The following is a 23,341-nucleotide window of genomic DNA, read 5'->3' as shown; positions in this document are numbered from 1 at the left end:
ATCATGCAAATCTATTCATCCGGAGACCACTCGGACCGGTGCCAGGTCCGGACGTTTCGCGACGCGCCCCGCACCCGACGACGTTCCACGCACCCGCCGCCCCAGCCACGGCCCGAGGAACCGGACCGCCCACGCGGTGTCCGCACGAATCCGGCCCTGCACGGTAACCCGCGGGAGAGGACCCAGGCCGTCCTGCCAACTCAGGTCCGTACCGGGGAGCTCGAGCACCGTGGCGGCGGCCGCGGCGAGGCGATCGTGCCCATCCTCGTTGAGGTGCAGGCGATCCCAACTCCACAGCCGGGGGTCCGTCGCGACCGGGTAGGCCTCGAGGTCGATCACCGCGACGCCGTGCCGTTCCGCAGCCGCCCGGATCTCCGCGTTCAGCGCCGAGATCCGGCCCATGATCGCGCGTCCGCCCGGCATGCCGGCCCCGAGCGTCGGGAAGGCCATCGTCAGCACCCGCGCACCCGACGCGGTCAGGGCCTCGAAGGCGATCTCGAGTTCCGAAGCGATTGCCACAGGTTCGAACTTCGGACGCAGCAGATCGTTCACCCCGGCGACGACAGATGCCAGGTCAGGTTGCAGTGCCAACGCCGGACCCAGCTGGTCCTCCCGGACCTGGCGCGCCAACCGGCCCCGGATCGCGAGGTTGGCGTAGGACACCTCCGGGTTGATCTCCGCGAGTCGCTCGGCGAGCCGGTCCGCCCAGCCGCGGTAGCCCCGCAGATCGTCCCCGTCGTTGAGTCCTTCACTCTGGCTGTCACCGATCGCCACGAATCGACTGAACACGGTCACCCTTCACCTCGGTTGCGCCTGCTCGACGAGCCTAGACCTCGTGTCCTCAGCTGTCGTTCATCGATCGGCGAATCTCGTCGAGTCTGGTGCGGGCTGCCTTCTCCCGCGCCTGCCACTGCTCATCGACGTCCTGCCCGGCCCGGCTCTCGCGCTCCAGTTCCTCCGACCCGATGGCCGTGCCGAAACGTTCCTCGATCCGGTCGCGGACCCGATCGAACGTCGGGACTCCCGCTTCGGTGTAGTCGACGCCGGACGGCGGAGTCGTACCGATCATCGTCGGCGGCGGAACATCGGGCGGACCGGCGGGACGCGACGGGTCCGGTGGGACGTCGGCGGTGTGCCCGGCGCCCGCCGCGAGCATGGATGCCGCGGCGTGAATTGGAGCCAGCGCCGGTCGACCGGCCGTGACCGCAAGCACGACCGCCAGCAACTCGGCGTCGTCCAGACCGTGCAGGCGCGTGAGCGTCTCGTCCGAATCAACCATGAGGGGCTCCTCTCGATAGCACTGTCCAGGCTACCGAGAGGAGCCCCTCCCCGGTCGAACTCCGATGTCAGCCGCGCAGGACGGCCCCGACAGCGGTGGTGGCCGCCGCGACTGCCGAATCACGGGCCGCGCTGGCCTCGTCCTCGGTCAGCGTGCGGTCGGCCCCACGGAAACGGAGCGCAAACGCCAGCGACTTGCGGCCCTCGCCCACCTGCTCGCCTTCGAAGACGTCGAACAGACGGATGTCCTCGAGCAGTTCGCCGCCGCCGCTGCGGAGCGCCGCCTCGACCGCCGCGGCGGGCACCGACGTGTCGACGACGACAGCGACGTCCTGCAGGACCGCCGGGAAGGGCGAGACCTTGGGCGCCGGAAGCACCTCGGAGATCGGCAGCGCATCGAGGTCGATCTCGACGGCGCAGGTGCGGGCCGGCAGACCCGCACGCTCGAGCACCGCGGGGTGCAGCTCGCCGGCGTGACCGACCACGGTGCCGTCGAACACGACCTCCGCGCAGCGACCCGGGTGCCAGGGAAGGTACTGCGCGGCACGCAGTTCCACGGTGACACCGGCAGCGTCGGCGATCGTCCGGACGACAGCGAAGGCGTCCGATGCCTCGACCGCGCGGCCCGGGCCCCACGGGCCCGACGGCTCACGCATGCCCGAGAGCACGACGGCCACGTGCAGCGGCTGGGCCGGCAGCGATCTCTGCAGTTCCGCGATCTGCTCGTCGGTGGGCCGGCGATCGACCGGCAGCGCCTCGACGGGCTTGGTGTCCGCGCCCCGCTGCACCACCTGCGCGATGCCGTACAGCGCGAGGTCACGCTGGCCGCGAGAGTTGTTGCGTGCCAGCACTTCGAGCATGCCCGGCAGCAGAGTCGTCCCCAGTTCCGGTCGATCCGACTCGAGCGGGTTGAGCACCTTGGTGGTGTCACGACGCGGGTCGTCGGCATCCAGGCCCCAGGTGTCGAACACGGCGTGCGGCAGGAACACGGGCGGCAGGATCTCGACGCAGCCCGACGCGGCGAGCATGCGCCCGACGGCGCGGCGGCGCCGCTGCTGCGGGGTCAGGCCGCGACCGGCCGGGGCGTGCGGCAGCACCGACGGGATCTGCTCGAGCCCCTCGAGGCGCAGCACCTCCTCGACCAGGTCGGCGGGCTGCACCAGGTCCGGGCGCCACGACGGAGGCGTGACGACCAGCTGACCGTGACCGGTCTCGCTGACGCCGACCTCGACGGTGCAGCCGATCTGCGTCAGCCGACGCGCGGCCGTGCCGTTGGGGTAGGCGACCCCGGCCACCCGGTCGGGCAGGTCGATGTCCATCCGGATCTGCCCGGCCGGCGCCACGGCGCCGACATCGGTCAGCACGGGTTCGACCGTGCCGCCCGCGATCTCGACCAGCAGTGCGGCCGCGCGGTCGAGCGCCGGCAGCGCCACCTCGGGATCGACGACGCGTTCGTACCGCTTGCTCGCCTCGCTGATCAGCTTGTGCCGCCGCGACGTCTTGAACACCGCCAGCGGATCCCACGTCGCCGACTCGAGCAGGATGTCGGTGGTGCCGTCGTGGACCTCGGTGGAGGCACCACCCATGACGCCCGCGAGCGACACCGCACCGGAGTCGTCGGCGATCACGACGTCCTCGGGATCGAGGGTCCGTTCGATCCCATCGAGGGTGGTCAGCTTCTCCCCCGCCTGCGCACGACGCACGACGAGTCCGCCCTGGACCTTCGCCGCGTCGAACGCGTGCAGCGGCTGCCCGAGTTCGAGCAGCACGTAGTTGGTGACGTCGACCGCCGGCGAGATCGGGCGCACGCCCGACATCAGCAGGCGACGCTGCAGCCACCACGGGCTGACCGCCTTCGGGTCGATGCCGGTGATGCGGCGCGCCGTGAAGCGAGTGGCCTTGGACTCGGGCTCGACTGCGATGGGCCACGCCTCGCCGCCGTCCGACGGAAGCGCCGCGACCGCGGCCGGATCGACGAAGTCCAGATCGAAGCCACACGCCAGCTCACGTGTGAGCCCACGCACCGAGAAGCAGTAGCCACGGTCCGGCGTGATGTTCAGCTCGATGACCGTGTCGTCGAGGCCCAAGAGCACATTGGCGTCGGTGCCGGGCTCGGCCGTGCCGGGCTCGAGCACCAGGATCCCGGAGTGATCCTTGCCGATACCCAACTCGGACGCCGAGCACATCATGCCGTTGGACACCTGGCCGTACGTCTTACGAGATGCGATCGCGAACCCGCCCGGCAGCACGGCACCCGGCAGCGCCGCGATCACCAGGTCGCCCTCGGCGAAATTACGGGCGCCGCACACGATCTCCTGCGGCTCGTCGGCTCCGACGTCCACCTTGCAGAAACGGATCGGCTTCTTGAACTCGGTGAGTTCGGTGATCTCCCGGACCCGGCCGACCACCAACGGACCGGCCACAGGCTCGAGGGAATCGACCTCCTCGACCTCGAGACCGACACGGACGAACCCCGCGTCCAGTTCTTCGGGGCTCACCTGCCACCCGGGCGTTGCCCGCTGCAGGATCTCGGTCAGCCACGATTGCGCTACTCGCACGTCTACTCAGCTCTCTCGTTCTCGTCGCGATCAGGCCTGGACACCGAAGGGCAGCGTGAATCGCACGTCGCCCTCGACGATGTCGCGCATGTCGGGGATGCCATTCCGGAACTGCAGTGTCCGCTCGAGGCCCATGCCGAATGCGAAGCCCGAGTACTCGTCAGGGTCGATGCCGACCGCGCGCAACACGTTCGGATTCACCATGCCGCAGCCGCCCCACTCGACCCAGCCTGCGCCACCCTTCTTGCTCGGGAACCACACGTCCACCTCCGCGGACGGCTCGGTGAACGGGAAGTAGTTGGGGCGCATGCGCGTCCGGGTGTCGGGCCCGAACAGCGAACGCGCGAAGGCGTCGAGTGTGCCGCGCAGGTGTGCCATCGTCAGACCCTTGTCCACCGCGAGGCCCTCCACCTGCGAGAACACGGGGGTGTGCGTGGCATCGAGCTCGTCGGTGCGGAACGTGCGGCCGGGGCACACGACGTAGATCGGGATGTCGCGGGAGAGCATCGTCCGGACCTGCACTGGCGACGTGTGGGTGCGCAGCACCTGGCGCGAGCCCTCCGGCGCGATGTGGAACGTGTCCTGCATCGTGCGCGCCGGGTGGTCGGGCAGGAAGTTGAGCGCGTCGAAATTGAAATGCTCGGTCTCGACCTCGGGACCCTCGGCCACCTCCCAGCCCATGCCGACGAACACGTCTGCGATCTGCTCCGAGATGATCGTGATCGGGTGCCGGGCGCCCGCAGGACGGCGGTCCGACGGCAGCGTCACGTCGATGGACTCGGCGACCAGAACCGCCGCGTCCCGCTCCGCCAACAGCACCTCGCGGCGCGCATCGAAGGCCGTCGTCACCCGCGTGCGCGCGACGTTGACCCGCTTGCCCGCCTCGGCCCGCTCGCTACCGGGCAGTGCACCCAGACCGCGCTTGGCCAGCGCGATCGGGGCCTTGTCGCCGAGATGCTCGATCTTGGCCTTGGCGAGCGCATCGAGATCAGAGGAAGCCGCGAAGGCCTCCTCGGCCGCGACCGCGGCGGCGTTCAGCGACTCCTCGGTGAGTGCATTCGCATCGACAGTCGGCGGGGCGCCGCCCTCATTCTTAGCCACGACCGGTGCTACTCCTTGTCAATCGATGGATATCAGCGCGCGCAGGCACAACACTCGAATCGTAGGCGATTGCCCCAGCACGATTCGAACGAGTTCGTGGTCCGGTCAGGACTGCCGACCCTGCACCCGTGCGCTGGCGTACAGGCAGATCGACGCTGCCGTCGCCAAATTGAGGCTCTCGGCGCGGCCTCGGATCGGGATCCGAACGCGGTGATCGGCGCGTGCCGCCACCGCAGGATCGAGTCCGTGGGCCTCGTTGCCGAACAGCCACGCGGTCGGACGTGCCAACAGGTCGTCCGCCGCGTCGAGATCGACCTCACCGTCGGCCGCGGTCGCCAGAATCTGGATGCCCGCCGATGCGAGAGCGTCGAGCACTGCGTCGACGCTGCGTTCCCGCACGATCGGAAGATGGAACAGACTGCCGGCAGACGACCGCACACACTTGCCGTTGTGCGGGTCGACGCTGTCGCCGGCCAGGATCGCGGCGTCGGCGCCCACCGCGTCGGCCACGCGGATCACGGTGCCGGCGTTACCCGGCTCGCTGATCGCGACCGGGACCGCCAAGAGACGTGTCTGCGACGTCACGGCGGTGTCGAGCGGGACGTCGAGCAGGTCACACACCGCCACGACTCCGGGCGGTGTCACCGTGTCACTGAGCGCCCGGATCGCCCGGTCGGTGACCAGCGAACTGCGCACGCCGTCGGCGTCGGCGTGCTCGATCAGCCCGGGGTAGCGGTCCGCGGCGTGTTCAGTGAAGAACAGCTCGTGCACGGGCACGGAGGCGAGCGCCTCGGTGACGGCGTTCTCGCCCTCCACCAGGAAACGGCCCGTCTTCCTGCGCTCTGCGCCGCGCAGGAGCTTGACAGCAGAAACGACCCGTGGAGTCCGCTCGGTGAACGGTTCCACGGGTCGATTCCGGAACTGCTGACTCAGGCCGCTTCTCCGGCCGGAGCGTTGACGTCGGCCGGCAGAGCAGCCTTCGCCACGGCAACCAGGCCGGCGAACGCCGCGGCGTCGGAGACGGCCAGCTCGGCGAGGATCTTGCGGTCGACCTCGACACCCGCAGCCTTCAGGCCCTGGATGAAGCGGTTGTAGGTGATGTCGTTGGCGCGAGCCGCAGCGTTGATACGAGCGATCCACAGCTTCCGGAAGTCGCCCTTGCGCGCGCGACGGTCACGGTAGGCGTAGGTCATCGAGTGGAGCTGCTGCTCCTTCGCCTTGCGGTACAGGCGCGAACGCTGTCCACGGTAGCCACTCGAGGCTTCGAGAATCGAACGACGCTTCTTCTGGGCGTTGACTGCCCTCTTTACGCGTGCCACTGCAAAATCCTGTCAATCTTCGGGGCGCTCGTGCAGCCCCGTGCGGTCAAGGGTGGAAAGTGCTCAGATGCCGAGCAGGCGCTTGATGCGAGGAGCATCCTTGTCGCTGACGACGGCAACGCCGTCGAGACGACGGGTAACGCGGGAGCTCTTGTGCTCGAGCAGGTGGCGACGTCCGGCCTTCTGGCGCAGGATCTTTCCGCTACCGGACACCTTGAATCGCTTCGCGGTGCCGCTGTGGGTCTTCGACTTGGGCATGGAGTCCTCAGTTCTTGTGATCTGTACTTCGGTCTTCGTGAAGTGGTCCGGTCGGCCGACTAGCTGCTCGGCGTAGGAGCGGAGCCACCGTCTCCGGCGGCCGGCCTCGGCTGCGCAGCCTGAACTTCTTCCTGCGCCTTCGCGCGGGTCTTCGCACCCTTGTGCGGCGCCAGCACCATCGTCATGTTGCGGCCGTCCTGCTTGGCGGACGTTTCCACGAAACCCAGATCAGCGACGTCGGCGCCCAGGCGCTGCAGCAGACGGAAGCCCAACTCGGGCCGAGACTGCTCGCGACCACGGAACATGATCGTCACCTTGACCTTGGAACCAGCCTCGAGGAAGCGGACGACGTTACGCTTCTTCGTCTCGTAGTCGTGGTCGTCGATCTTGGGTCGAAGCTTCTGCTCCTTGATGACCGTCTGCTGCTGGTTCTTGCGCGATTCGCGCGCCTTCTGCGCCGTCTCGTACTTGAACTTGCCGTAGTCCATGATCTTGCAGACCGGCGGACGGGCGTCCGGCGCCACCTCGACCAGGTCGAGATCGGCCTCGAGTGCGACACGAAGCGCATCCTCGACACGCACGATCCCAACCTGCTCACCGCCCGGTCCGATGAGGCGAACCTCGGGGACGCGGATGCGCTCGTTGATGCGGGTCTCGGTGCTGATGGGGCCTCCTAGGTAGTGCGATGCAGTCCACTGACCGCGCCGCAGCCCGTGAGCCCTCTGCCCCAACAAGAAAGCCCCGCGTCGACGATGAACGTCGTGCGGGGCCCGATGTCGACCGGTGCGATGCCGAATCCGAAAACTCGGACCGTACATCCCCTCGAATGACCGAAGGAGCCGTCCAGCACTTCTACTGGGCGGCGACCGGACCACTGAACTGCACCTTCGGTGCCGCGCAGAGGTGGGAGTCGGACTCCACTTTGCTGCCCTGGCCGGAGCCGAGGGCGGTCGTGACGCACAGCCTAACACCTCCCGGGCCGGCGAACGAATCCGCCGTCGAGCGCACCACCCGGCCGATCTCGGACGCGATCCCGAATGGAATCCTGACAACATGACGCAGAACCCCGATCCGGCCGAAGCCGTCCAGCATGCCGAGGACGATCTCGACGATATTCGCGAGCTCGCCGACGTTCCCGCCATCGAGGTGATCAGCCGCGCCGCCGTCATGCTGATGAGCTCGGCCGCCGAGAAGCTGGGCCTGTCCGACCCCGAGCCCGAGAAGAGTCCGAACCTGGACCTCGACGAGGCACGACGGGTCATCACCGCACTGGCCGGTCTCGTCACCGCATCCGTCGAGTACCTCGGCCCGCACGCCGGACCGATTCGCGAGGGCCTCCAGGCACTGCAGAAGGCCTTCCGCGAATCGTCCGCGCACCCCGACGAGCCCGGCAAGGGCCCCGGAGAGAAGTACACCGGGCCGGTCTACTGACCTTCCGGACATAGGGCTGCCGTTCTCGAATCGAGCGGAAGCACGGAGACACCGGGCGGATACGACGAGTCGAATGCGAATTAACACCCGTAACGCCCGCCCCATTGGTAGCGTGCGGATGGCGTGATCTCGATCACGCGCTTCCCCTACCGGACCCTCGATTCAGAGGGCCGAACCAAAGGAGTCACACTATGGGTTCCGTCTCCAGCATCCTCAGCGGCCTGATCGGCGCCATCACCAACGGCGACATCGACATCACTGCCCTCCTGAGCGGCCTCCTCAACAGCTCCGCCGAGCAGCAGCAGGGTGGCGGCCAGTAGGTCCCGACTTTCCGGCGGCGGGGGCATCAGCCCCCGCCGCCGTTCTGTTTGTCACGACCCATTTCGCGGCACGGGCGGCGGCGTCGACGCTGCCGCGTCCCCGGCCCAGCCTCCACTCATGGCCGCCGCGAACAAGACGCCACCGATTCGAGCGTCGACGCGTTCATCGACGGCATTCCGGATCCCACCAGGCGAGCAGACGCGCGGCGACTCCAGTCGATCATGGAGGATGCGAGCGGCGAGCCGCCCGTGATGTGGGGAACGAACATCGTGGGCTTCGGCACCCGCCGCTACCGGTACGCCAGTGGACGGACAGGCGAGACCCCATTCGTCGGCTACTCCCCCAGAGGTACCGCACTGAGCCTCTACCTCGCCCTCGAGTTCGACGACGTACGCGAGGACCTCGACAAGCTCGGACCCCACCGACTCGGCAAGGGCTGCCTGTACATCACCCGACTCGCGGGCGTCGACGAGAAGGTCCTCATCGAACTGATCGAGCGTTCCGTGGCGGCCGCCCGACAACTCGGCGAGTCCTGAGCTTCGGTAACGACCTACGGGACTGCGGGTTCCCGGCCTCACTACCAGGCATTATTGGACAGATGTCCAATTTACCGCCTGGCCTGCGCAGACTCCCTGATCGATTACGAAGAACCAGTTTGCGAAAACCGTCCCGATTCGGCCCATCGTGTTGGTAGCGTGACCATCGCGTGACCAGGAAGTGATCCAGGTCACGCAAACCCCCCACTGGGTCCTTCCCCCGAAGGACCGATTCGAAGGAGAAAAACATGGGATCGATCACCGAAATCCTCCCCGGCCTGATCAGCGCACTCAGCAGCGGAGACCTCGACATCACCGCCCTGCTGGGCTCCCTGCTCGGTGGATCGTCCGAGCAGCAGCAGCCCTGAGCGGACGTCTGACAGCTTGACGGCGGTGGGAACCTCGGTTCCCACCGCCGTTCGTCTACCCAGGCGGCGCCGGCGACATCGCCCCCGGCGAGCGGCCTACTATCCGACCGTGGCGGCCTTCCTCGCACGCTTGCGGGGCGCAGTGCCAGCCTTGCCGGACGCGGTTCGGCGCGCTGCCGCACCGTTCGCGGCGGCCTGCGTCACCGAGAGCACTTCCTTCAGGAACCGCCCGGTGTAGCTCTCGGGCACGTCAGCGATCGCTTCCGGCGTTCCCTCGGCGACTACGGTGCCACCGCCCGAACCGCCCTCCGGGCCCATATCCACAACCCAGTCGGACGTCTTGATGACGTCGAGGTTGTGCTCGATCACGATGACAGTGTTGCCCTTCTCGACCAGACCGTTGACGACCTTGAGCAGCTTCCGAATGTCCTCGAAGTGCAGGCCGGTGGTCGGCTCGTCGAGGACGTAAACGGTGCGCCCGGTGGAACGCTTCTGCAGTTCCGCCGCGAGCTTGACGCGCTGCGCCTCACCGCCAGACAGTGTCGGTGCGGGCTGGCCCAGCCGAACGTACCCGAGTCCGACCTCGACAAGCGTCTTCAGATAGCGGTGGATCGAGGTGACGGGCTCGAAGAACTCGGCTGCTTCCTCGATCGGCATGTCCAGGACCTCGGCGATGGTCTTGCCCTTGTAGTGCACCTCGAGCGTCTCGCGGTTGTAGCGGGCGCCGTGGCAGACCTCGCACGGGACGTATACGTCAGGGAGGAAGTTCATCTCGATCTTCAGGGTGCCGTCACCGGAGCATGCCTCACACCGGCCGCCCTTGACGTTGAAGGAGAATCGTCCCGGCTGATAGCCCCGCACCTTGGCCTCGGTCGTCGCGGCGAACAGGGTGCGAATCTTGTCGAACACCCCGGTGTATGTCGCGGCGTTGGAGCGGGGCGTCCGACCGATCGGCGACTGGTCGACCTGAACCAGTTTGTCGAGCTGGTCCAAGCCGTTGATCCGAGTGTGCCGACCGGGGACCTGCCGTGCGCCGTTGAGCTTGTTCGCCATCACCGTGGCCAGGATGTCGTTGACGAGCGTCGACTTGCCGGAACCGGACACGCCGGTGACCGAGGTGAGCACGCCGAGCGGGAAGCTGACGTCGATGCCCCGCAGGTTGTTCTCCCGCGCTCCGACGACGGTGATCTGTCGTTTGCGATCCACCGCGCGGCGCTCGGACGGCACCTCGATAACGCTGCGACCCGAAAGGTAGGCACCCGTGAGGGATTCTTTGTTGTCGAGCAGCTCCTTGTAGGTGCCGCTGTGCACCACGCGACCGCCGTGCTCGCCGGCCAACGGGCCGATGTCGACGACCCAGTCCGACGTCCGGATGGTGTCCTCGTCGTGCTCGACCACGATCAGGGTATTGCCGAGATCCCGCAGCCGCGTGAGGGTTTCGATGAGACGGCGGTTGTCACGCTGATGCAGACCGATCGACGGCTCGTCGAGGACGTAGAGAACGCCGACGAGCCCGGAGCCGATCTGCGTGGCCAGGCGGATGCGCTGCGCCTCGCCGCCGGAGAGCGTCCCCGCGGCACGAGCCAACGACAGGTATTCGAGTCCGACGTCGAGCAGGAAGCCGAGCCGCGCCTGAACCTCCTTGAGGACCTGACCGGCGATCGCTTCCTCACGAGATCCCAGGGTGAGGCTGTTGAGGAACGCCGAGCACTCCGCGATGGAGAGTTCGCAAACCTGGGCGATCGACTTCTTGCCGTACGTCTCGGACGAGATCGTCACCGACAGGATCTCTGGGCGCAGCCGGGCGCCGTTACATGCGGGACAGGGCGTGTCGCGCATGTAGCCGTCGTAGCGTTCCTTCATCTGCTCGGACTCGGTCTGCTCGAGCCTGCGGTGCAGGAAGGGCATGACACCTTCGAACTCCGCATAGTAGGAGCGGGTTCGCCCGTAGCGATTCTTGTACTTGACGTGCACCTGCTCGGTACTGCCCTCGAGAATCGCCCGCCGGGCCTTGGCCGGCAGTTTGTTCCACGGCGTGGACATGTCGAAGCCCATGATGTCGCCGAGGCCCGACAACAGCCGTCCGAAGTACTCCGAACTCTGCCCCATCGACCACGGAGCGATGGCGCCGTCGTCGAGCGTCAGTTCGGGATCCGGCACGACGAGGTCCGGGTCGACTTCTTTGCGGATACCGAGGCCCGTGCACTCGGGGCACGCGCCGTACGGCGAGTTGAACGAGAACGACCGCGGCTCGAGATCGTCGATCGACAACGGGTGAGAGTTGGGGCACGCCAACTTCTCGGAGAAGCGCCGCTCGCGATCGGGCGCATCCTCGTCGCGGTCCACGAAATCGAGGACGACGATTCCCTCGGCCAAGCGCAGCGCCGTCTCGACGGAGTCGGTGAGTCGCTGCTTCGCGCTCGACTTGACGGTGAGGCGATCGACGACCACCTCGATGTCGTGCTTCTCCTGCTTCTTCAACTTGGGAGGGTCGGTGAGTTGGTGGACGACACCATCGACACGCACACGCGAGTAGCCCTGCGTGTTGAGCTGTTCGAACAAATCGACGAACTCGCCCTTGCGCGTCCGCACGACCGGGGCGAGAACCTGGAACTTGGTACCCGACTCCATCTCCAGCACCTGGTCGACGATCTGCTGCGGCGTCTGCCGCGCGATCTGCTCGCCACACACCGGACAGTGCGCCGTGCCCGCGCGCGCATAGAGCAGGCGCAGGTAGTCGTACACCTCGGTGATGGTGCCCACGGTGGAGCGCGGGTTGCGGTTGGTGGACTTCTGGTCGATCGACACCGCGGGCGACAGCCCCTCGATGAAGTCGACGTCCGGCTTGTCCATCTGTCCCAGGAACTGACGCGCGTACGCCGACAGCGACTCGACATAGCGTCGCTGCCCCTCCGCGAAGATGGTGTCGAACGCGAGACTGGACTTTCCGGAGCCGGACAGACCTGTAAAGACGATGAGGCTGTCCCGGGGCAGATCGATATTGATCCCTCGCAGATTGTGCTCACGCGCACCTTGCACGATCAGGCGATCCGCCACACGTATTCCCTTCTCGGTACAGCTTGATCGGACACTCGTCCGGGCGAAGCCCATGGTAGGCGCGGGCACCGACAAACTCGACGACCAGCGGGTTTCGGCGATGATCGACGGCAGCCGACAGCGACACCCCGATTCGACGGTAGCCTCCCGATCATGGAGCAGCAGCGCATCACCATCGACGACGACTACACGGGCGAGCTGTCCGGCAGTTCCGCGGCACAGCGACGAACTGTCCCCGGCGCCACGATCACGAAGATGTCCGTCGGTCCGATGGACAACAACACGTATCTGATCACGTGCTCCGCGACCGGAAGATCGCTGCTCATCGACGCCGCGAACGACGCGGGACGGATTTTGCAGCTCATCGACGAGCAGGCGCCGCAACTGGAGTTGATCGTCACGACGCACCAGCACCACGACCACTGGTTCGCGCTGGCCGAGGTCGCCGAGAAGACCGGCCTGCCGACCGCCGCGCACCCCCTCGATTCGGAGATCCTGTCGGTCACTCCCACGCGCAGCCTGGAGGACGGTGACATCGTGACCATGGGCGATCTCACCCTCGAAGTGATTCACCTGAGCGGGCATACACCGGGCGGTATCACGCTCGCACTCACCGAGAACGACGGCGACGGGCGCGTCCACCTGTTCACCGGAGACTCGCTCTTCCCGGGTGGCGTCGGCAAAACCCCCGACGCCGAGCGCTTCGCGTCGCTCGTGGACGACGTCGAGACCAAGCTGTTCGCACGGTTCCCCGACGACACCGCCTTCTACCCCGGCCACGGCAAGGACTCCACCCTCGGCGCCGAGCGCCCGCACCTTCAGGAATGGCGCGAACGGGGCTGGTGACAGCTTGTGACGGCACCGAGCTCCAACGGTGCCGTGCCGAATGATCCCTACCTGGATACGGTGGAAACACAATCCAGGTAGGGAGGCCCCATGATCGTTCGCCGTATTGCCCGCCCGCTTCTGTCCACCGTGTTCATTGCCGGTGGCATCGATTCACTGCGGAGCCCCTCACAGAAGGCGCAGGCCGCCGCGCCGTTCCTCGAGAAGAGCGTCGAGACGCTTCCCGGCGTCGTCACGGACAAGCTGCCGTCGGACCCCGAGACACTGATCAAGATCAACGCCGCCCTGCAGGTCGGGGCCGGCGCACTCCTCGCGATCGGCAAGGCTCCGCGCGCGTCAGCACTGGTCCTGGCCGGAACTCTGGTCCCGACGACCGTCGCGGGACACGACTTCTGGAACGTCGAGGACCCGCAGCAGCGCGCGATGCAGCGCATGCAGTTCTTCAAGAACCTCACCATGCTCGGCGGGCTCCTGATCGCCGCGGTCGACACCGAGGGCAAGCCGTCGCTGGGTTGGCGTGGCCGCCGCGCAGCGCGCAAGGCACAGGCGACCGTGGTGGACGCCTTCTCGAGCGGCGACGACGGCGCCGACCACGCCGACCACGCCGTGCAGGTGGTCTCCGACCGTGCCCGATCCGCCGCCGAGCAGGCCGGTGAGCGCGGCGGAGAACTGCTCGACGCCGCCCGCGTCCGGGGCGCTGCGCTGGCACATCTCGCCAAGGAACGTGGGGCGGAACTGGGCGAGGTCGCCCGCGAACGCGGCCCCGTCCTCGCGGAGGTGGCGCGTGAGCGCGGCACCGAGCTGGCCCACCTGGCACGGGAACGCGGCACGGAATGGGCCGCCACCGCGAGCGAGCAGGGTGAGGAGCTCAGCCGCCGGGCCCGCAAGCAGGCCGAGCGTGCGCTCGCGACTGCACGGGCGAAAGCTGCGGAACTTCAGGACTGACCGACACGTCGACGGAAGGTCGCCGAGATGCCCACTGATCGATCGCAAGATTCCGATCCGCATCTGAAGGATCAGGAACTGTACGAGAAGCTCCGCGACGAAGGCGAGTCCAAGGAGAAGGCGGCCCGCATCTCCAATGCCGCCGCCGACGAGGGCCGTTCGTCGATCGGCCACAAGGGCGGCAAGGCGGAGAATTACGAGGACCGAACCGTCGAAGAACTGCGCGACCGGGCCGCGGAACTGGGGCTCACCGGGTACTCGTCGATGAAGAAGTCAGAGTTGATCTCAGCGCTCCGCAACCACTGATCGGGTCGGGCTCGACGACGCGCGTGGCCGGCGGGAACTGCTTCGCGCCGTAGCGAGTCGATCGCCGCACGCATCAGCGCCGCGGCGATCGGCCCCGCTGTCGTCGAGCCCGACAACCGTCGCAATGGCAGTCAATCGTCGCTCCAAGCTGCACTCGACTGTCAGCCCGTCGCGGCATTCTCCGTTCCGCTACCGGCGGGGAAGGCGCGGATCAGTTTCCGGTTCGCGAACTCGAACAGACCCAGGTCGCTCAGCTCGCGTCCGAAGCCCGAACTCTTCACACCCCCGAATGGGAGTTCGGGCTCGGTCGACGTCGGGTGGTTGATCCACACCATCCCGCTGCGAATACGGTCGGCGACCGATCGGGCACGGTCGGGGTCCGATCCGAAGACCGTGCCTCCGAGACCGAACCGAGTCGAATTGGCGAGTCGAATTGCCTCGTCCTCGTCCCCGACCCGATATACGACGGCGACCGGTCCGAAAAGTTCCTCGGCGAAGGCTTCCATGTCCGGCGTCACGTCCGTCAGCACCGTTGCCTCGATGAAGGCTCCGTTCCCGTCCGGCCCGCGGTCGAGTGGACGGGCGCCTCCGACCGCGACCGTGGCGCCCTTGTCGAGTGCGTCGTCGATCTGGTCCAGCAGTGTCTGCGCCGCCTGCTCCGAGGACAGCGGACCCAGTGTGGTCTGCGGGTCCGAGGGGTCCCCCACCACCAGATCCGCAAAACGCCGCGACAGTCCGTCGACGAAGTCGTCGTAGATCGCCTCCGGCACGATGAATCGTTTCGAGGCGACGCAACTCTGCCCGGTGTTCCCGAGCCGACCCGCGGCGGCGGCCGACAGCGTTGCGTCCGGGTCGTCCGCATCGAGCACGACGAACGGGTCGCTGCCACCCAGCTCGAGAACGCACTTCTTGAGATGTCGGCCCGCAATCTCGGCCAACGATGCGCCGGCCCGCTCACTGCCAGTGAGCGATGCCCCCTGGATCGCCGGATTCGCGACCACCCTCTCCACGTCCGAGATCTGAAGGAAGACATTGTTGTAGACGCCGACGGGTGCACCGGCTTCGGTGACGATCTTCTCGAGTTCCAGTGCCGTCTGCGCACACGAGCTGGCGTGCTTGAGCAGGATCGTGTTGCCCACCAACAGATTGGGGGCGGCAAACCGCGCCACCTGGTACAGCGGGAAGTTCCAGGGCTCGATTCCGAGGAGTACTCCCAGCGGCTCCGTGATCAGCTCGGCGGAGCCCTTCTCGACCTCGATCCGGCGCGGACCCAGGAAGCCCGGCCCCTGCTCGGCGTAGTAGTCGAAGATGTCCGCCGCCAGATCGACCTCGGCGCGACTCTCACCGATCAGCTTGCCCATCTCCCGCGTCACGAGCGCCGCGAGATCGTCCTTGCGTTCCCGAATGATCTCGGCCGTCCGCGCGAGAATCCGTGCGCGCCGCTCGACGGGTTCCTCCCGCCATTGCTCGAACGCTGCGTCGGCGCGCTCGACGATGGCATCGATCTGCTCGCCGACGAGATACGGATACTCCGCGATGGATCGTCCCGTGTACGGATCCACCGTGTGAAACGGTGTCGGGTCGGGACCCGACGCGCTCATCGGTTGCACACTGGTCGAGGTCATGCGCACTCCCCCTTCATCTCGGTTGCTCGGGTAGCTTCGCTTGACGCAGTACCCCGATCGGGCTCCGGTCATGCATGCCGCACCGTCGCGATCCCGCAAGCTGGGATTCTGCGCGAGAGCTCGCGGCGCACTAGAATGCTTGGGCGCTTTCTGCCGTTCCAACCTAGGAGACCTTCTTGCCGGACGAGGCCCCCGTGCACCCCGAACTCGAGCACGAGCAGGGGTACGTGTCGATGCTCTACGAGCGCCTGGACGGCCTGCGGGCGTACGCGAAGAACCGGCTCAGCCGCGTGCTCCTCGAGACCGGCGGAACTCCTCAGGCGCGAAGCGAACGCGAGTCGTTCACCCAGATGTACTCCGAGGACCTGGCCCGCTACGACGCCGCCGAGAACGGCCTGTGCTTCGGCCGGATCGACGGCGACGGCGAGCCGCGCTACGTCGGACGCGTCGGCATCCTCGACGAGGACGGCGACTACGACACGTTGCTGCTCGACTGGCGGGCACCGCTCGCCCGCCCCTTCTACCTCGCCACACCCGCCGCCCCGGAAGGCGTGACCCGCCGCCGGCACATCCGCTCACGACGTCGGACCGTGACCGCGCTCAACGACGAATACCTCGACCTCGACGCGGCGCAAGCTCACGACAGTAGCGGTGCCGGCGGAGTCGCGGGCGAGAGTGCTCTGTTGTCCGCTCTCAACGCGGCCCGCACCGGCCAGATGCACGACATCGTCGAGACCATCCAGAGCGAACAGGACGCCGTCATTCGGTCCACCCACCGAAGCGTCCTCGTCGTCCAGGGCGGACCGGGCACCGGCAAGACCGCCGTCGCCCTGCACCGTGCCGCCTACCTGCTCTACACATACCGGCAGCAGTTGGAGAAGGCCGGCGTCCTGATCGTCGGACCCAATGCCACGTTCCTCGACTACATCAGCCAGGTGCTGCCGTCGCTCGGTGAGACCGGTGTTTTGCTGTCCACGATCGGCGACCTCTACCCCGGTGTCCGAGCCAGCCGCGAAGACTCGCTCTCGGCGGGCGAACTCAAGGGCGCGCTCACAATGGTCGACGTGCTCAAGAAGGCGGTCCGTGACCGCCAGGACCTGCCGAAGGCACCCATCGAACTGCGCTTCGACACCTATCCGATCACGCTCGACCGCAAGATCGTCACCCGCGCTCGCGGGCGTGCCCGATCGTCCCGGCGCCCGCACAATCTGGCGCGGCCGATCTTCGTGTCCGCAGCGATCGAGGCGCTCGCCGACCAACTCGCGGCCACGCTCGGCATGAATGTCGTCGACGGTTCGAACCTGCTCAGCCGCGACGACATCGCCGACATGCGCGACGAGATGCGAGAGGATCCGGCGATCATGTCTGCGCTCGACGCACTGTGGCCGGATCTGACGCCCCAGCAGGTGCTGACCGATCTGCTGCGCTCCCCCGCACGGCTGGCATCGGCGGCCCCGGATCTCACGGATGCCGAACGGGCCGTGCTCCTCCGCACCGAGGGCGTGGGATTCAGCGCGGCCGATGCTCCACTGCTCGACGAGCTGGCCGAACTCCTCGGTGTCGACGATGCCGCCGAACGCGAACGCGCGCAACGTCGCTGGCGGGCTCAGATCGCTGACGCGCAGGGCGCGCTGGACATCCTCACGGGTTCGGCACCGCAGGACCTCGAGGACGAGATGGACCCCGAGATCCTCATGGCGTACGACCTCATCGACGCCAGTCAGCTCGCCGAACGGCAGGAACTCGGCCGACACCAGACCACTGCCGAGCGCGCTGCCGGGGATCGCACCTGGACCTACGGCCACGTGATCGTCGACGAGGCTCAGGAGCTGTCGGAGATGGCGTGGCGGATGCTGATGCGCCGCATCCCGAACCGCTGGATGACGCTCGTCGGCGATACGGCACAGACCGGCGACCCGGCCGGCAGCTCGTCCTGGCAGGACGTCCTCGGACCGTATGTCGCACAGCGCTGGAAGCTGACCGAGCTCACCGTCAACTACCGGACGCCCTCGGAGATCATGGACTTCGCGCACCGGGTGCTCGCGGAGATCGACCCGAGCCAGACGGTGCCGCGCTCGGTGCGTGCATCGGGCCACGCGCCATGGGCGCAGCGGGTCGATACGTCCACGGTCCTCGACGAGGTCCGGCGGCGGGTCGCCGAAGAGTCCGGTCCCGGCCTGACCGCCGTACTCGCCGGCCACGATCACGTCGCCGAACTGGCCGATCTGCGATCGGAGTCGGTGAGCGTGCTGACCGTCAAGGACGCAAAGGGACTCGAGTTCGATTCCGTCATCATCGTCGAGCCTCAGAATCTTCTCGACGAGTCACCGCGCGGCATGAACGACCTGTACGTCGCGCTGACACGAGCGACCCAGCGACTCGGCATCGTGCATGCCCGCCCACTGCCCGCGGTGCTCGGGGCACTCGACGAATCCGTGGTCGCACGAAATTGATTGCGTAACCCCCGCCCTCGCGGGTCGGCGAGGCGGTACCGTGCCCCGGGGCCCGGTTCCCGTCTCGACGGCCCGGATCGTCGCTTACACCACAGGAACAGGAAGTATCCGTGACCAAATCGCGTCTGTCGGGGCGCGCTGTGCGCGCACTCCCCACCGCATTGGTTGTAGGTGGAATCGCGATATCAGCGGGAGCGTGCGGCGCCACGAACCCCTCTCAGGATCCCGCCGGGCCGATCACGGAATCGTTCGAGCCGTCCACGAACGCGACCGTGGCCGACGCTCGCACGACGCACCTCACCGAGGTGCTCGCGACTGCAGGATTCCCGGCGGTCGTCCCCCCACAGACACTGTTCGCGCTGGCCGACGGGGTGTGCCGGCAAACGGCCACCGGCACACCCGATTCGGCAATCCTCACCCACCTGGGCCCGACCGCAGCCTACGCGGCGAGCCAATCCGGCGGCGCACTCACCGCGGATCGGGCGGCAACGGTGTTGCTGGTTTCGACGCGCAGCGACTTCTGCTGAACCGAATGGTCAGAGCACCGTATGGACGATCAGGACGTCCGAGGTGGATTTGCGTGCCGCGTCGGACGGAACCGAACCCAGGAGGCGACCGGTCAGCGTGTTGAGGCCACGATTGCCCACCACCAGGAGGTCGGCCTCCACCTCATCGACCAGCGCAAGAAGAGAATCCACGGGCGCACCGACCACGGCCCGCTCGACGATCTCCTTCGCGCCCGCCGCGACGGCGCGCTCACGAGCGGTCCGAAGGATCTCGTAGGTGGGCGCCGAGCCCGTCACCTGGTAGGCGTCCTCACGCAGCGTGTCCTGCGCAACCTCGGTGTCCTTCGGGTCTGCCGGGTAGTAGGCGCACGCGATCACGAGCTTCGCCCCCGCCGCTCCAGCGAGGGCCGCGGCCTTGTCGACTGCCCGGAACGACGAATCCGATCCATCGGTACCGACGACGACTGTCCGGTAGGCGCTCATTCATTCCTCCATCATGTGTGCGTTCGATCGAGGATTGTGGCAGCGTGCCCTGTTCGACCGAGTTCACCGTTCGCTGCGCTGACACTATCCGCATCAGCGCGCGGTCAGGTGGAATTGCGGCACAACATGCTTCATCCCCCGGTGGACGGACCCACCCCTGGCACCATTTCACCACGGGATCCGCCCGATCGGCGACGCGTTAGCGTGACTCGCCGTAGCGGGGGCCGAACAGCGACTCCGGGAACAGCCCCGATTTCCGCACAGTGCGGCACCACGGCGCGGCGAGCTCGGCGAGACACGCGGCACCGTCCTCCCCCAGGCCCGCCCACGGGGCCGATGCGAGCTCGTCGGTGAGATCCTCCACGACCTCTCGCAATTCGCGACCATCGGCGGTGAGCTCGCCGCCGGAGGTCAACAGTTCACGGTCGATCAACCCGCCGACCGCGGCGCCCCAGTCCTCGGAACTCCATCCACGGCGCGACTTCGCGAAGGACTTCTGGAAACCGATTCCTGCGGCGGTGTGGGTGATCAATGCCTCGAGGCCGCTGAGCCCGGCCGTCTGCAGCGCCGCGACGTGACCGTCGCCGCGGTACTCGCGAAGCAGCGTCAGCGCATGCCACAGCACGAGGTGCGGCTCCTCGGGCCATTCCAGCGTCGCGTATCCGGCGTACAGCGGTCGCCCGTCGACGCCCGGAATTGCCTGTGCCGCAATGGCTGCGAGTTGAGCGGCCTCCGACATCTCCGCCGACCCGATCACCTTCTCTCCGAGCAGCGTGCGATAGGCGGCATCGACGCCGCGGTACCGCGCCTGCACGACCGCTTCGGGATCCGCCAGCTTCCAGGCGCGCGGCACCACGTCGGCGATCAACGCGGGGTTGAAGTTGTAGAAGACAGCGGTCACGACCCCTGCCGACACCGCCCCCATCGGTGCGGAGCGTCCGGCGAAGTAAGTCATTCGGCCCGACTCGAGGCCGCTCCCCACAAGTTCCGCTTCGACCTCGGGTGCGAAGTAGGCGAGCGAATGCAAGAGTTCGAGCGAACGCGCGGTGCGCCCGGCGAGATGTACGTCCATGTCCAGGAAGCGTAGTGGGGACTACTTCAGGCCCGCCGCGTCCATCCCTCGTAGCTCCTTCTTGAGATCCGCGATCTCGTCCCGCAGACGTCCCGCGAGTTCGAACTGCAGGTCGCGCGCGGCGTTCATCATCTGATCTGTGAGTTCCTTGACCAGATCCGCCAATTCAGCGCGCGGCATCGACTTGATGTCCCGGCCTTCGTAGATGCCGGCACTCACTGCGCGACCGGCCGCGCCCTGCGCGCGCCGACCGCGGCTGGCGTTGCGCCCAGACCCGCCGATCTCGACCTCGGTGTCCTCGGCCTCCTCGTAGACCTGGTCCAGGATGTCGGCGATCTTCTTGCGCAGCGGCTGCGGGTCGACGCCCTTCTCGAGGTTGTACGCGATCTGCTTCTCGCGGCGCCGCTCGGTCTCCTCGATCGCCCGCTGCATCGAGTCGGTGATCTTGTCGGCATACATGTGCACCTGGCCCGACACGTTGCGGGCCGCGCGACCGATCGTCTGAATCAGGCTGGTGGTGCTGCGTAGGAAGCCCTCCTTGTCGGCGTCGAGGATCGCGACCAGCGAGACCTCGGGCAGGTCGAGACCCTCCCGCAGCAGGTTGATGCCCACCAGGACGTCGTACTCACCCAGTCGCAACTGGCGCAGCAACTCGACGCGACGGAGCGTGTCGATGTCCGAGTGCAGGTAACGCACCCGGATGCCGAGCTCGAGGAGATAGTCGGTGAGGTCCTCGGACATCTTCTTGGTGAGCGTCGTGACGAGAACCCGCTCGTCACGTTCGGTGCGCTGACGGATCTCGTGCACGAGGTCGTCGATCTGCCCCTTCGTCGGCTTGACCACGACCTCCGGATCGACCAGACCCGTCGGACGGATCACCTGCTCGACGAACTCGCCGCCCGCCTGCCCCAGTTCGTAGCGTCCGGGGGTGGCCGACAGATACACCGTCTGCCCGATACGGCCGGCGAACTCCTCCCACGTGAGGGGCCGATTGTCAGTCGCCGACGGCAACCGGAACCCGAACTCGACGAGGTTCCGCTTGCGCGACATGTCGCCCTCGTACATCGCGCCGATCTGCGGCACGGTCACATGCGACTCGTCGATGACGAGCAGGAAGTCCTCCGGGAAGTAGTCGATCAGCGTCGCGGGCGCCGATCCGGCCGGACGACCGTCGATGTGCCGCGAATAGTTCTCGATGCCGGAGCAGAATCCGACCTGCTTGATCATCTCCAGGTCGTACTGGGTGCGCATCCGGAGCCGCTGCGCCTCGAGCAGTTTGCCGCGATTCTCGAGATCCGCCAGCCGCTCCTCGAGCTCGGCTTCGATGTCGTGGACGGCTCGCTCCAACCGCTCCGGCCCGGCAACGTAGTGCGTGGCCGGGAAGATCCGCACGGTGTCCACCTGCCGCACGACATCTCCCGTCAGGGGGTGCAGGTAGTAGAGCGCCTCGACCTCGTCGCCGAAGAACTCGATCCGGACCGCGAGTTCCTCGTACGACGGGATGATCTCGACCGTGTCCCCCCGGACGCGGAACGAGCCGCGGGTGAAGGCCATGTCGTTCCGGTTGTACTGCACGTCGACCAGCAGGCGCAGCAGCGCGTCACGATCGACTTCGACACCGACCTCGAGCTGAACCGACCGGTCCAGGTACGACTGCGGAGTACCGAGGCCGTAGATGCACGACACCGAGGCAACCACCACGACGTCGCGGCGCGACAGCAGGCTCGACGTCGCCGAGTGCCGGAGCCTCTCGACGTCGTCGTTGATCGAGGAGTCCTTCTCGATGTAGGTGTCCGTCTGCGCGATGTACGCCTCCGGCTGGTAGTAGTCGTAGTACGACACGAAGTACTCGACAGCGTTGTTGGGCAACATCTCCCGGAGCTCGTTGGCGAGCTGAGCCGCGAGAGTCTTGTTGGGCGCCATCAGCAGGGTGGGCCGTTGCACTCGTTCGATCAGCCAGGCCGTCGTCGCCGACTTTCCGGTTCCGGTCGCGCCGAGAAGAACGATGTCCTTCTCCCCCGCACGCAACCGGCGCTCGAGATCATCGATGGCCTGCGGCTGGTCGCCCGCCGGCTCGTACGGACTCACGACCTGGAAGCGCGCCTCGGACCGTTCGACCTCGCTGACGGGTCGGAACTCGGAATGGGCCACCACAGGGTGCTCGGATGCGAACGCCATGACTCCAGGGTATGCGCCGGTACCGACAAGTTCTGATAACGCCTCCTCCCGGCAGGGGCGATCAACACTGCCGAGCGAGGCGTCAGCCTGTACTTTCTACCTGTATGGAGAACGTCGAACGGGGCGCCGGGAAGTTCACCGCAGAAGCCGTCGCGCCCGTGCCGCCCACGTACGTGCCGACGATCGACCTGGGGCCCGCACACCGCCCGAAGACTGAGTTCTTCAACGTCACCGAGGGCACCAACACCGATCCCAAAGGCTACGTCCGCCCGGTGGACCACTTCCGGCTCGAACCGTGGGGTCTCTACATGGCACGGACCGCCGATCACCCGCAGTTCCACTACCTGGAGTCGTGGCTGATCCCGGATCTCGGAATCCGCGCATCCGTCTTCCACTTCCACCCGTATCACGAGCGCGATCAGGACCACTACGTCGACATCGGCGACTTCACGCGGGGTCCGGACGTCTGGAAGTCGGAGGATCACTACCTCGACCTGGTCGTCCGCACCGGGCGCGAGACCGAGCTCCTCGACGTCGACGAGCTGATCTCGGCGACCGCCCATGGTTACATTTCGCCGCGGACGGCCGACCGGGCGATCCAGCGCGCGGTTGCCGCAGTGGACGGCATCGCCGCCCACGGTCACGACATAAACGCGTGGCTAGCGTCGAAAGGCATGCCGATCACCTGGCGGTGACGACG

The 23,341-nt window shown here is 67.2% G+C and carries 22 protein-coding genes; 9 read left to right on the top strand and 13 right to left on the bottom strand.

Annotation, left to right across the window (positions count from 1 at the left end; genetic code table 11):
• Nucleotides 1-15: 15 nt before the first annotated feature.
• The 8 genes from C8K36_RS07255 to infC form a co-directional block, all read right to left on the bottom strand.
• A complete protein-coding gene (locus C8K36_RS07255; protein WP_258195237.1) occupies nt 16-795 on the bottom strand; it encodes an SGNH/GDSL hydrolase family protein in 780 nt (259 codons plus the stop codon).
• 46 nt (nt 796-841) lie between these two features.
• The gene (locus C8K36_RS07250) at nt 842-1,279 is read right to left on the bottom strand and encodes a hypothetical protein (protein ID WP_107983637.1); all 438 of its coding nucleotides are present in this window, start codon (nt 1,277-1,279) and stop codon (nt 842-844) included.
• A gap of 67 nt (nt 1,280-1,346) precedes the next feature.
• Nucleotides 1,347-3,836: a phenylalanine--tRNA ligase subunit beta gene (gene pheT / locus C8K36_RS07245; RefSeq protein ID WP_107983636.1), complete on the bottom strand. Its 2,490-nt coding sequence runs from the start codon at nt 3,834-3,836 to the stop codon at nt 1,347-1,349.
• Nucleotides 3,837-3,866: 30 nt separating this feature from the next.
• On the bottom strand, nt 3,867-4,937 hold the full coding sequence (gene pheS / locus C8K36_RS07240; RefSeq protein ID WP_107983635.1) for a phenylalanine--tRNA ligase subunit alpha: 1,071 nt from the start codon (nt 4,935-4,937) through the stop codon (nt 3,867-3,869).
• A gap of 105 nt (nt 4,938-5,042) precedes the next feature.
• The gene (locus C8K36_RS07235) at nt 5,043-5,843 is read right to left on the bottom strand and encodes a TrmH family RNA methyltransferase (protein WP_107983634.1); all 801 of its coding nucleotides are present in this window, start codon (nt 5,841-5,843) and stop codon (nt 5,043-5,045) included.
• A 23-nt stretch (nt 5,844-5,866) separates the two neighbouring features.
• Entirely contained in the window at nt 5,867-6,256 is a 390-nt protein-coding gene (gene rplT, locus C8K36_RS07230) for a 50S ribosomal protein L20 (protein WP_031938929.1), read from the bottom strand.
• Between the two features lie 63 nt (nt 6,257-6,319).
• Complete coding sequence (gene rpmI, locus C8K36_RS07225) at nt 6,320-6,514, bottom strand: 50S ribosomal protein L35 (RefSeq protein ID WP_107983633.1); 195 nt, start codon at nt 6,512-6,514, stop codon at nt 6,320-6,322.
• Nucleotides 6,515-6,573: 59 nt separating this feature from the next.
• Nucleotides 6,574-7,245 carry a translation initiation factor IF-3 gene (infC, locus tag C8K36_RS07220; protein ID WP_258195233.1) on the bottom strand — a complete coding sequence of 224 codons (672 nt, stop codon included), beginning with the start codon at nt 7,243-7,245 and terminating at the stop codon, nt 6,574-6,576.
• A gap of 322 nt (nt 7,246-7,567) precedes the next feature.
• On the opposite strand from infC, the gene C8K36_RS07210 reads away from it, so the two are divergent.
• From C8K36_RS07210 to C8K36_RS25410, 3 genes are all read left to right on the top strand, one after another.
• Nucleotides 7,568-7,945: a DUF1844 domain-containing protein gene (locus tag C8K36_RS07210; protein ID WP_107983631.1), complete on the top strand. Its 378-nt coding sequence runs from the start codon at nt 7,568-7,570 to the stop codon at nt 7,943-7,945.
• A 191-nt stretch (nt 7,946-8,136) separates the two neighbouring features.
• Complete coding sequence (locus tag C8K36_RS25100) at nt 8,137-8,265, top strand: hypothetical protein (protein WP_258195227.1); 129 nt, start codon at nt 8,137-8,139, stop codon at nt 8,263-8,265.
• 48 nt (nt 8,266-8,313) lie between these two features.
• Nucleotides 8,314-8,802 carry a DUF1801 domain-containing protein gene (locus C8K36_RS25410; RefSeq protein ID WP_420910851.1) on the top strand — a complete coding sequence of 163 codons (489 nt, stop codon included), beginning with the start codon at nt 8,314-8,316 and terminating at the stop codon, nt 8,800-8,802.
• 467 nt (nt 8,803-9,269) lie between these two features.
• Here the strand turns inward: C8K36_RS25410 and uvrA are convergent, their stop codons facing one another.
• On the bottom strand, nt 9,270-12,227 hold the full coding sequence (gene uvrA, locus C8K36_RS07200; RefSeq protein ID WP_107983630.1) for an excinuclease ABC subunit UvrA: 2,958 nt from the start codon (nt 12,225-12,227) through the stop codon (nt 9,270-9,272).
• A gap of 153 nt (nt 12,228-12,380) precedes the next feature.
• Between uvrA and C8K36_RS07195 the strand changes: the two genes are divergently transcribed.
• The 3 genes from C8K36_RS07195 (at nt 12,381) to C8K36_RS07185 (ending at nt 14,324) form a co-directional block, all read left to right on the top strand.
• Nucleotides 12,381-13,073: an MBL fold metallo-hydrolase gene (locus C8K36_RS07195; RefSeq protein ID WP_107983629.1), complete on the top strand. Its 693-nt coding sequence runs from the start codon at nt 12,381-12,383 to the stop codon at nt 13,071-13,073.
• Between the two features lie 90 nt (nt 13,074-13,163).
• On the top strand, nt 13,164-14,018 hold the full coding sequence (locus tag C8K36_RS07190; protein WP_107983628.1) for a DoxX family protein: 855 nt from the start codon (nt 13,164-13,166) through the stop codon (nt 14,016-14,018).
• Nucleotides 14,019-14,045: 27 nt separating this feature from the next.
• On the top strand, nt 14,046-14,324 hold the full coding sequence (locus tag C8K36_RS07185; RefSeq protein WP_107983627.1) for a DUF7218 family protein: 279 nt from the start codon (nt 14,046-14,048) through the stop codon (nt 14,322-14,324).
• A gap of 161 nt (nt 14,325-14,485) precedes the next feature.
• Here the strand turns inward: C8K36_RS07185 and C8K36_RS07180 are convergent, their stop codons facing one another.
• Nucleotides 14,486-15,949 (bottom strand): NAD-dependent succinate-semialdehyde dehydrogenase, encoded by a 1,464-nt coding sequence (locus C8K36_RS07180; RefSeq protein ID WP_107983626.1) that lies wholly within the window; start codon nt 15,947-15,949, stop codon nt 14,486-14,488.
• A 233-nt stretch (nt 15,950-16,182) separates the two neighbouring features.
• Here C8K36_RS07180 and C8K36_RS07175 point away from each other — a divergent pair, with 233 nt between their 5' ends.
• Both C8K36_RS07175 and C8K36_RS07170 read left to right on the top strand, forming a co-directional pair.
• On the top strand, nt 16,183-18,402 hold the full coding sequence (locus C8K36_RS07175) for a 3'-5' exonuclease (protein ID WP_107983831.1): 2,220 nt from the start codon (nt 16,183-16,185) through the stop codon (nt 18,400-18,402).
• Between the two features lie 110 nt (nt 18,403-18,512).
• Complete coding sequence (locus C8K36_RS07170; protein WP_107983625.1) at nt 18,513-18,929, top strand: hypothetical protein; 417 nt, start codon at nt 18,513-18,515, stop codon at nt 18,927-18,929.
• A 9-nt stretch (nt 18,930-18,938) separates the two neighbouring features.
• On the opposite strand, the gene C8K36_RS07165 is transcribed toward C8K36_RS07170, so the two are convergent.
• The 3 genes from C8K36_RS07165 to uvrB form a co-directional block, all read right to left on the bottom strand.
• A complete protein-coding gene (locus C8K36_RS07165; RefSeq protein WP_107983624.1) occupies nt 18,939-19,391 on the bottom strand; it encodes a universal stress protein in 453 nt (150 codons plus the stop codon).
• A 199-nt stretch (nt 19,392-19,590) separates the two neighbouring features.
• A complete protein-coding gene (locus C8K36_RS07160) occupies nt 19,591-20,463 on the bottom strand; it encodes an SCO6745 family protein (RefSeq protein WP_107983623.1) in 873 nt (290 codons plus the stop codon).
• Nucleotides 20,464-20,484: 21 nt separating this feature from the next.
• Nucleotides 20,485-22,641 carry an excinuclease ABC subunit UvrB gene (gene uvrB, locus C8K36_RS07155; RefSeq protein WP_107983622.1) on the bottom strand — a complete coding sequence of 719 codons (2,157 nt, stop codon included), beginning with the start codon at nt 22,639-22,641 and terminating at the stop codon, nt 20,485-20,487.
• A 104-nt stretch (nt 22,642-22,745) separates the two neighbouring features.
• Here uvrB and C8K36_RS07150 point away from each other — a divergent pair, with 104 nt between their 5' ends.
• A complete protein-coding gene (locus C8K36_RS07150) occupies nt 22,746-23,336 on the top strand; it encodes a DUF402 domain-containing protein (RefSeq protein WP_258195224.1) in 591 nt (196 codons plus the stop codon).
• The last annotated feature ends 5 nt before the right edge of the window (nt 23,337-23,341 follow it).

This window comes from Rhodococcus sp. OK519 (assembly GCF_003051005.1).
In the GTDB taxonomy this organism is placed as follows: Bacteria; Actinomycetota; Actinomycetes; order Mycobacteriales; family Mycobacteriaceae; genus Prescottella.
This window is presented reverse-complemented; position numbering and strand designations above follow the sequence as displayed.

Excerpts from the sequence above, each read along its gene's own strand:
- C8K36_RS07210 (WP_107983631.1), top strand. The coding sequence starts at position 7,568 with ATGACGCAGAACCCCGATCCGGCCGAAGCCGTCCAGCATGCCGAGGAC.
- C8K36_RS07190 (WP_107983628.1), top strand. The coding sequence starts at position 13,164 with ATGATCGTTCGCCGTATTGCCCGCCCGCTTCTGTCCACCGTGTTCATT.
- C8K36_RS07180 (WP_107983626.1), bottom strand. The coding sequence starts at position 15,949 with ATGACCTCGACCAGTGTGCAACCGATGAGCGCGTCGGGTCCCGACCCG.
- C8K36_RS07250 (WP_107983637.1), bottom strand. The coding sequence starts at position 1,279 with ATGGTTGATTCGGACGAGACGCTCACGCGCCTGCACGGTCTGGACGAC.
- C8K36_RS07165 (WP_107983624.1), bottom strand. The coding sequence starts at position 19,391 with ATGAGCGCCTACCGGACAGTCGTCGTCGGTACCGATGGATCGGATTCG.
- C8K36_RS07175 (WP_107983831.1), top strand. The coding sequence starts at position 16,183 with ATGCTCTACGAGCGCCTGGACGGCCTGCGGGCGTACGCGAAGAACCGG.
- C8K36_RS07195 (WP_107983629.1), top strand. The coding sequence starts at position 12,381 with ATGGAGCAGCAGCGCATCACCATCGACGACGACTACACGGGCGAGCTG.
- C8K36_RS07150 (WP_258195224.1), top strand. The coding sequence starts at position 22,746 with ATGGAGAACGTCGAACGGGGCGCCGGGAAGTTCACCGCAGAAGCCGTC.
- C8K36_RS07160 (WP_107983623.1), bottom strand. The coding sequence starts at position 20,463 with ATGGACGTACATCTCGCCGGGCGCACCGCGCGTTCGCTCGAACTCTTG.
- C8K36_RS25100 (WP_258195227.1), top strand. The coding sequence starts at position 8,137 with ATGGGTTCCGTCTCCAGCATCCTCAGCGGCCTGATCGGCGCCATCACC.
- uvrB (WP_107983622.1), bottom strand. The coding sequence starts at position 22,641 with ATGGCGTTCGCATCCGAGCACCCTGTGGTGGCCCATTCCGAGTTCCGA.
- C8K36_RS07185 (WP_107983627.1), top strand. The coding sequence starts at position 14,046 with ATGCCCACTGATCGATCGCAAGATTCCGATCCGCATCTGAAGGATCAG.
- rpmI (WP_107983633.1), bottom strand. The coding sequence starts at position 6,514 with ATGCCCAAGTCGAAGACCCACAGCGGCACCGCGAAGCGATTCAAGGTG.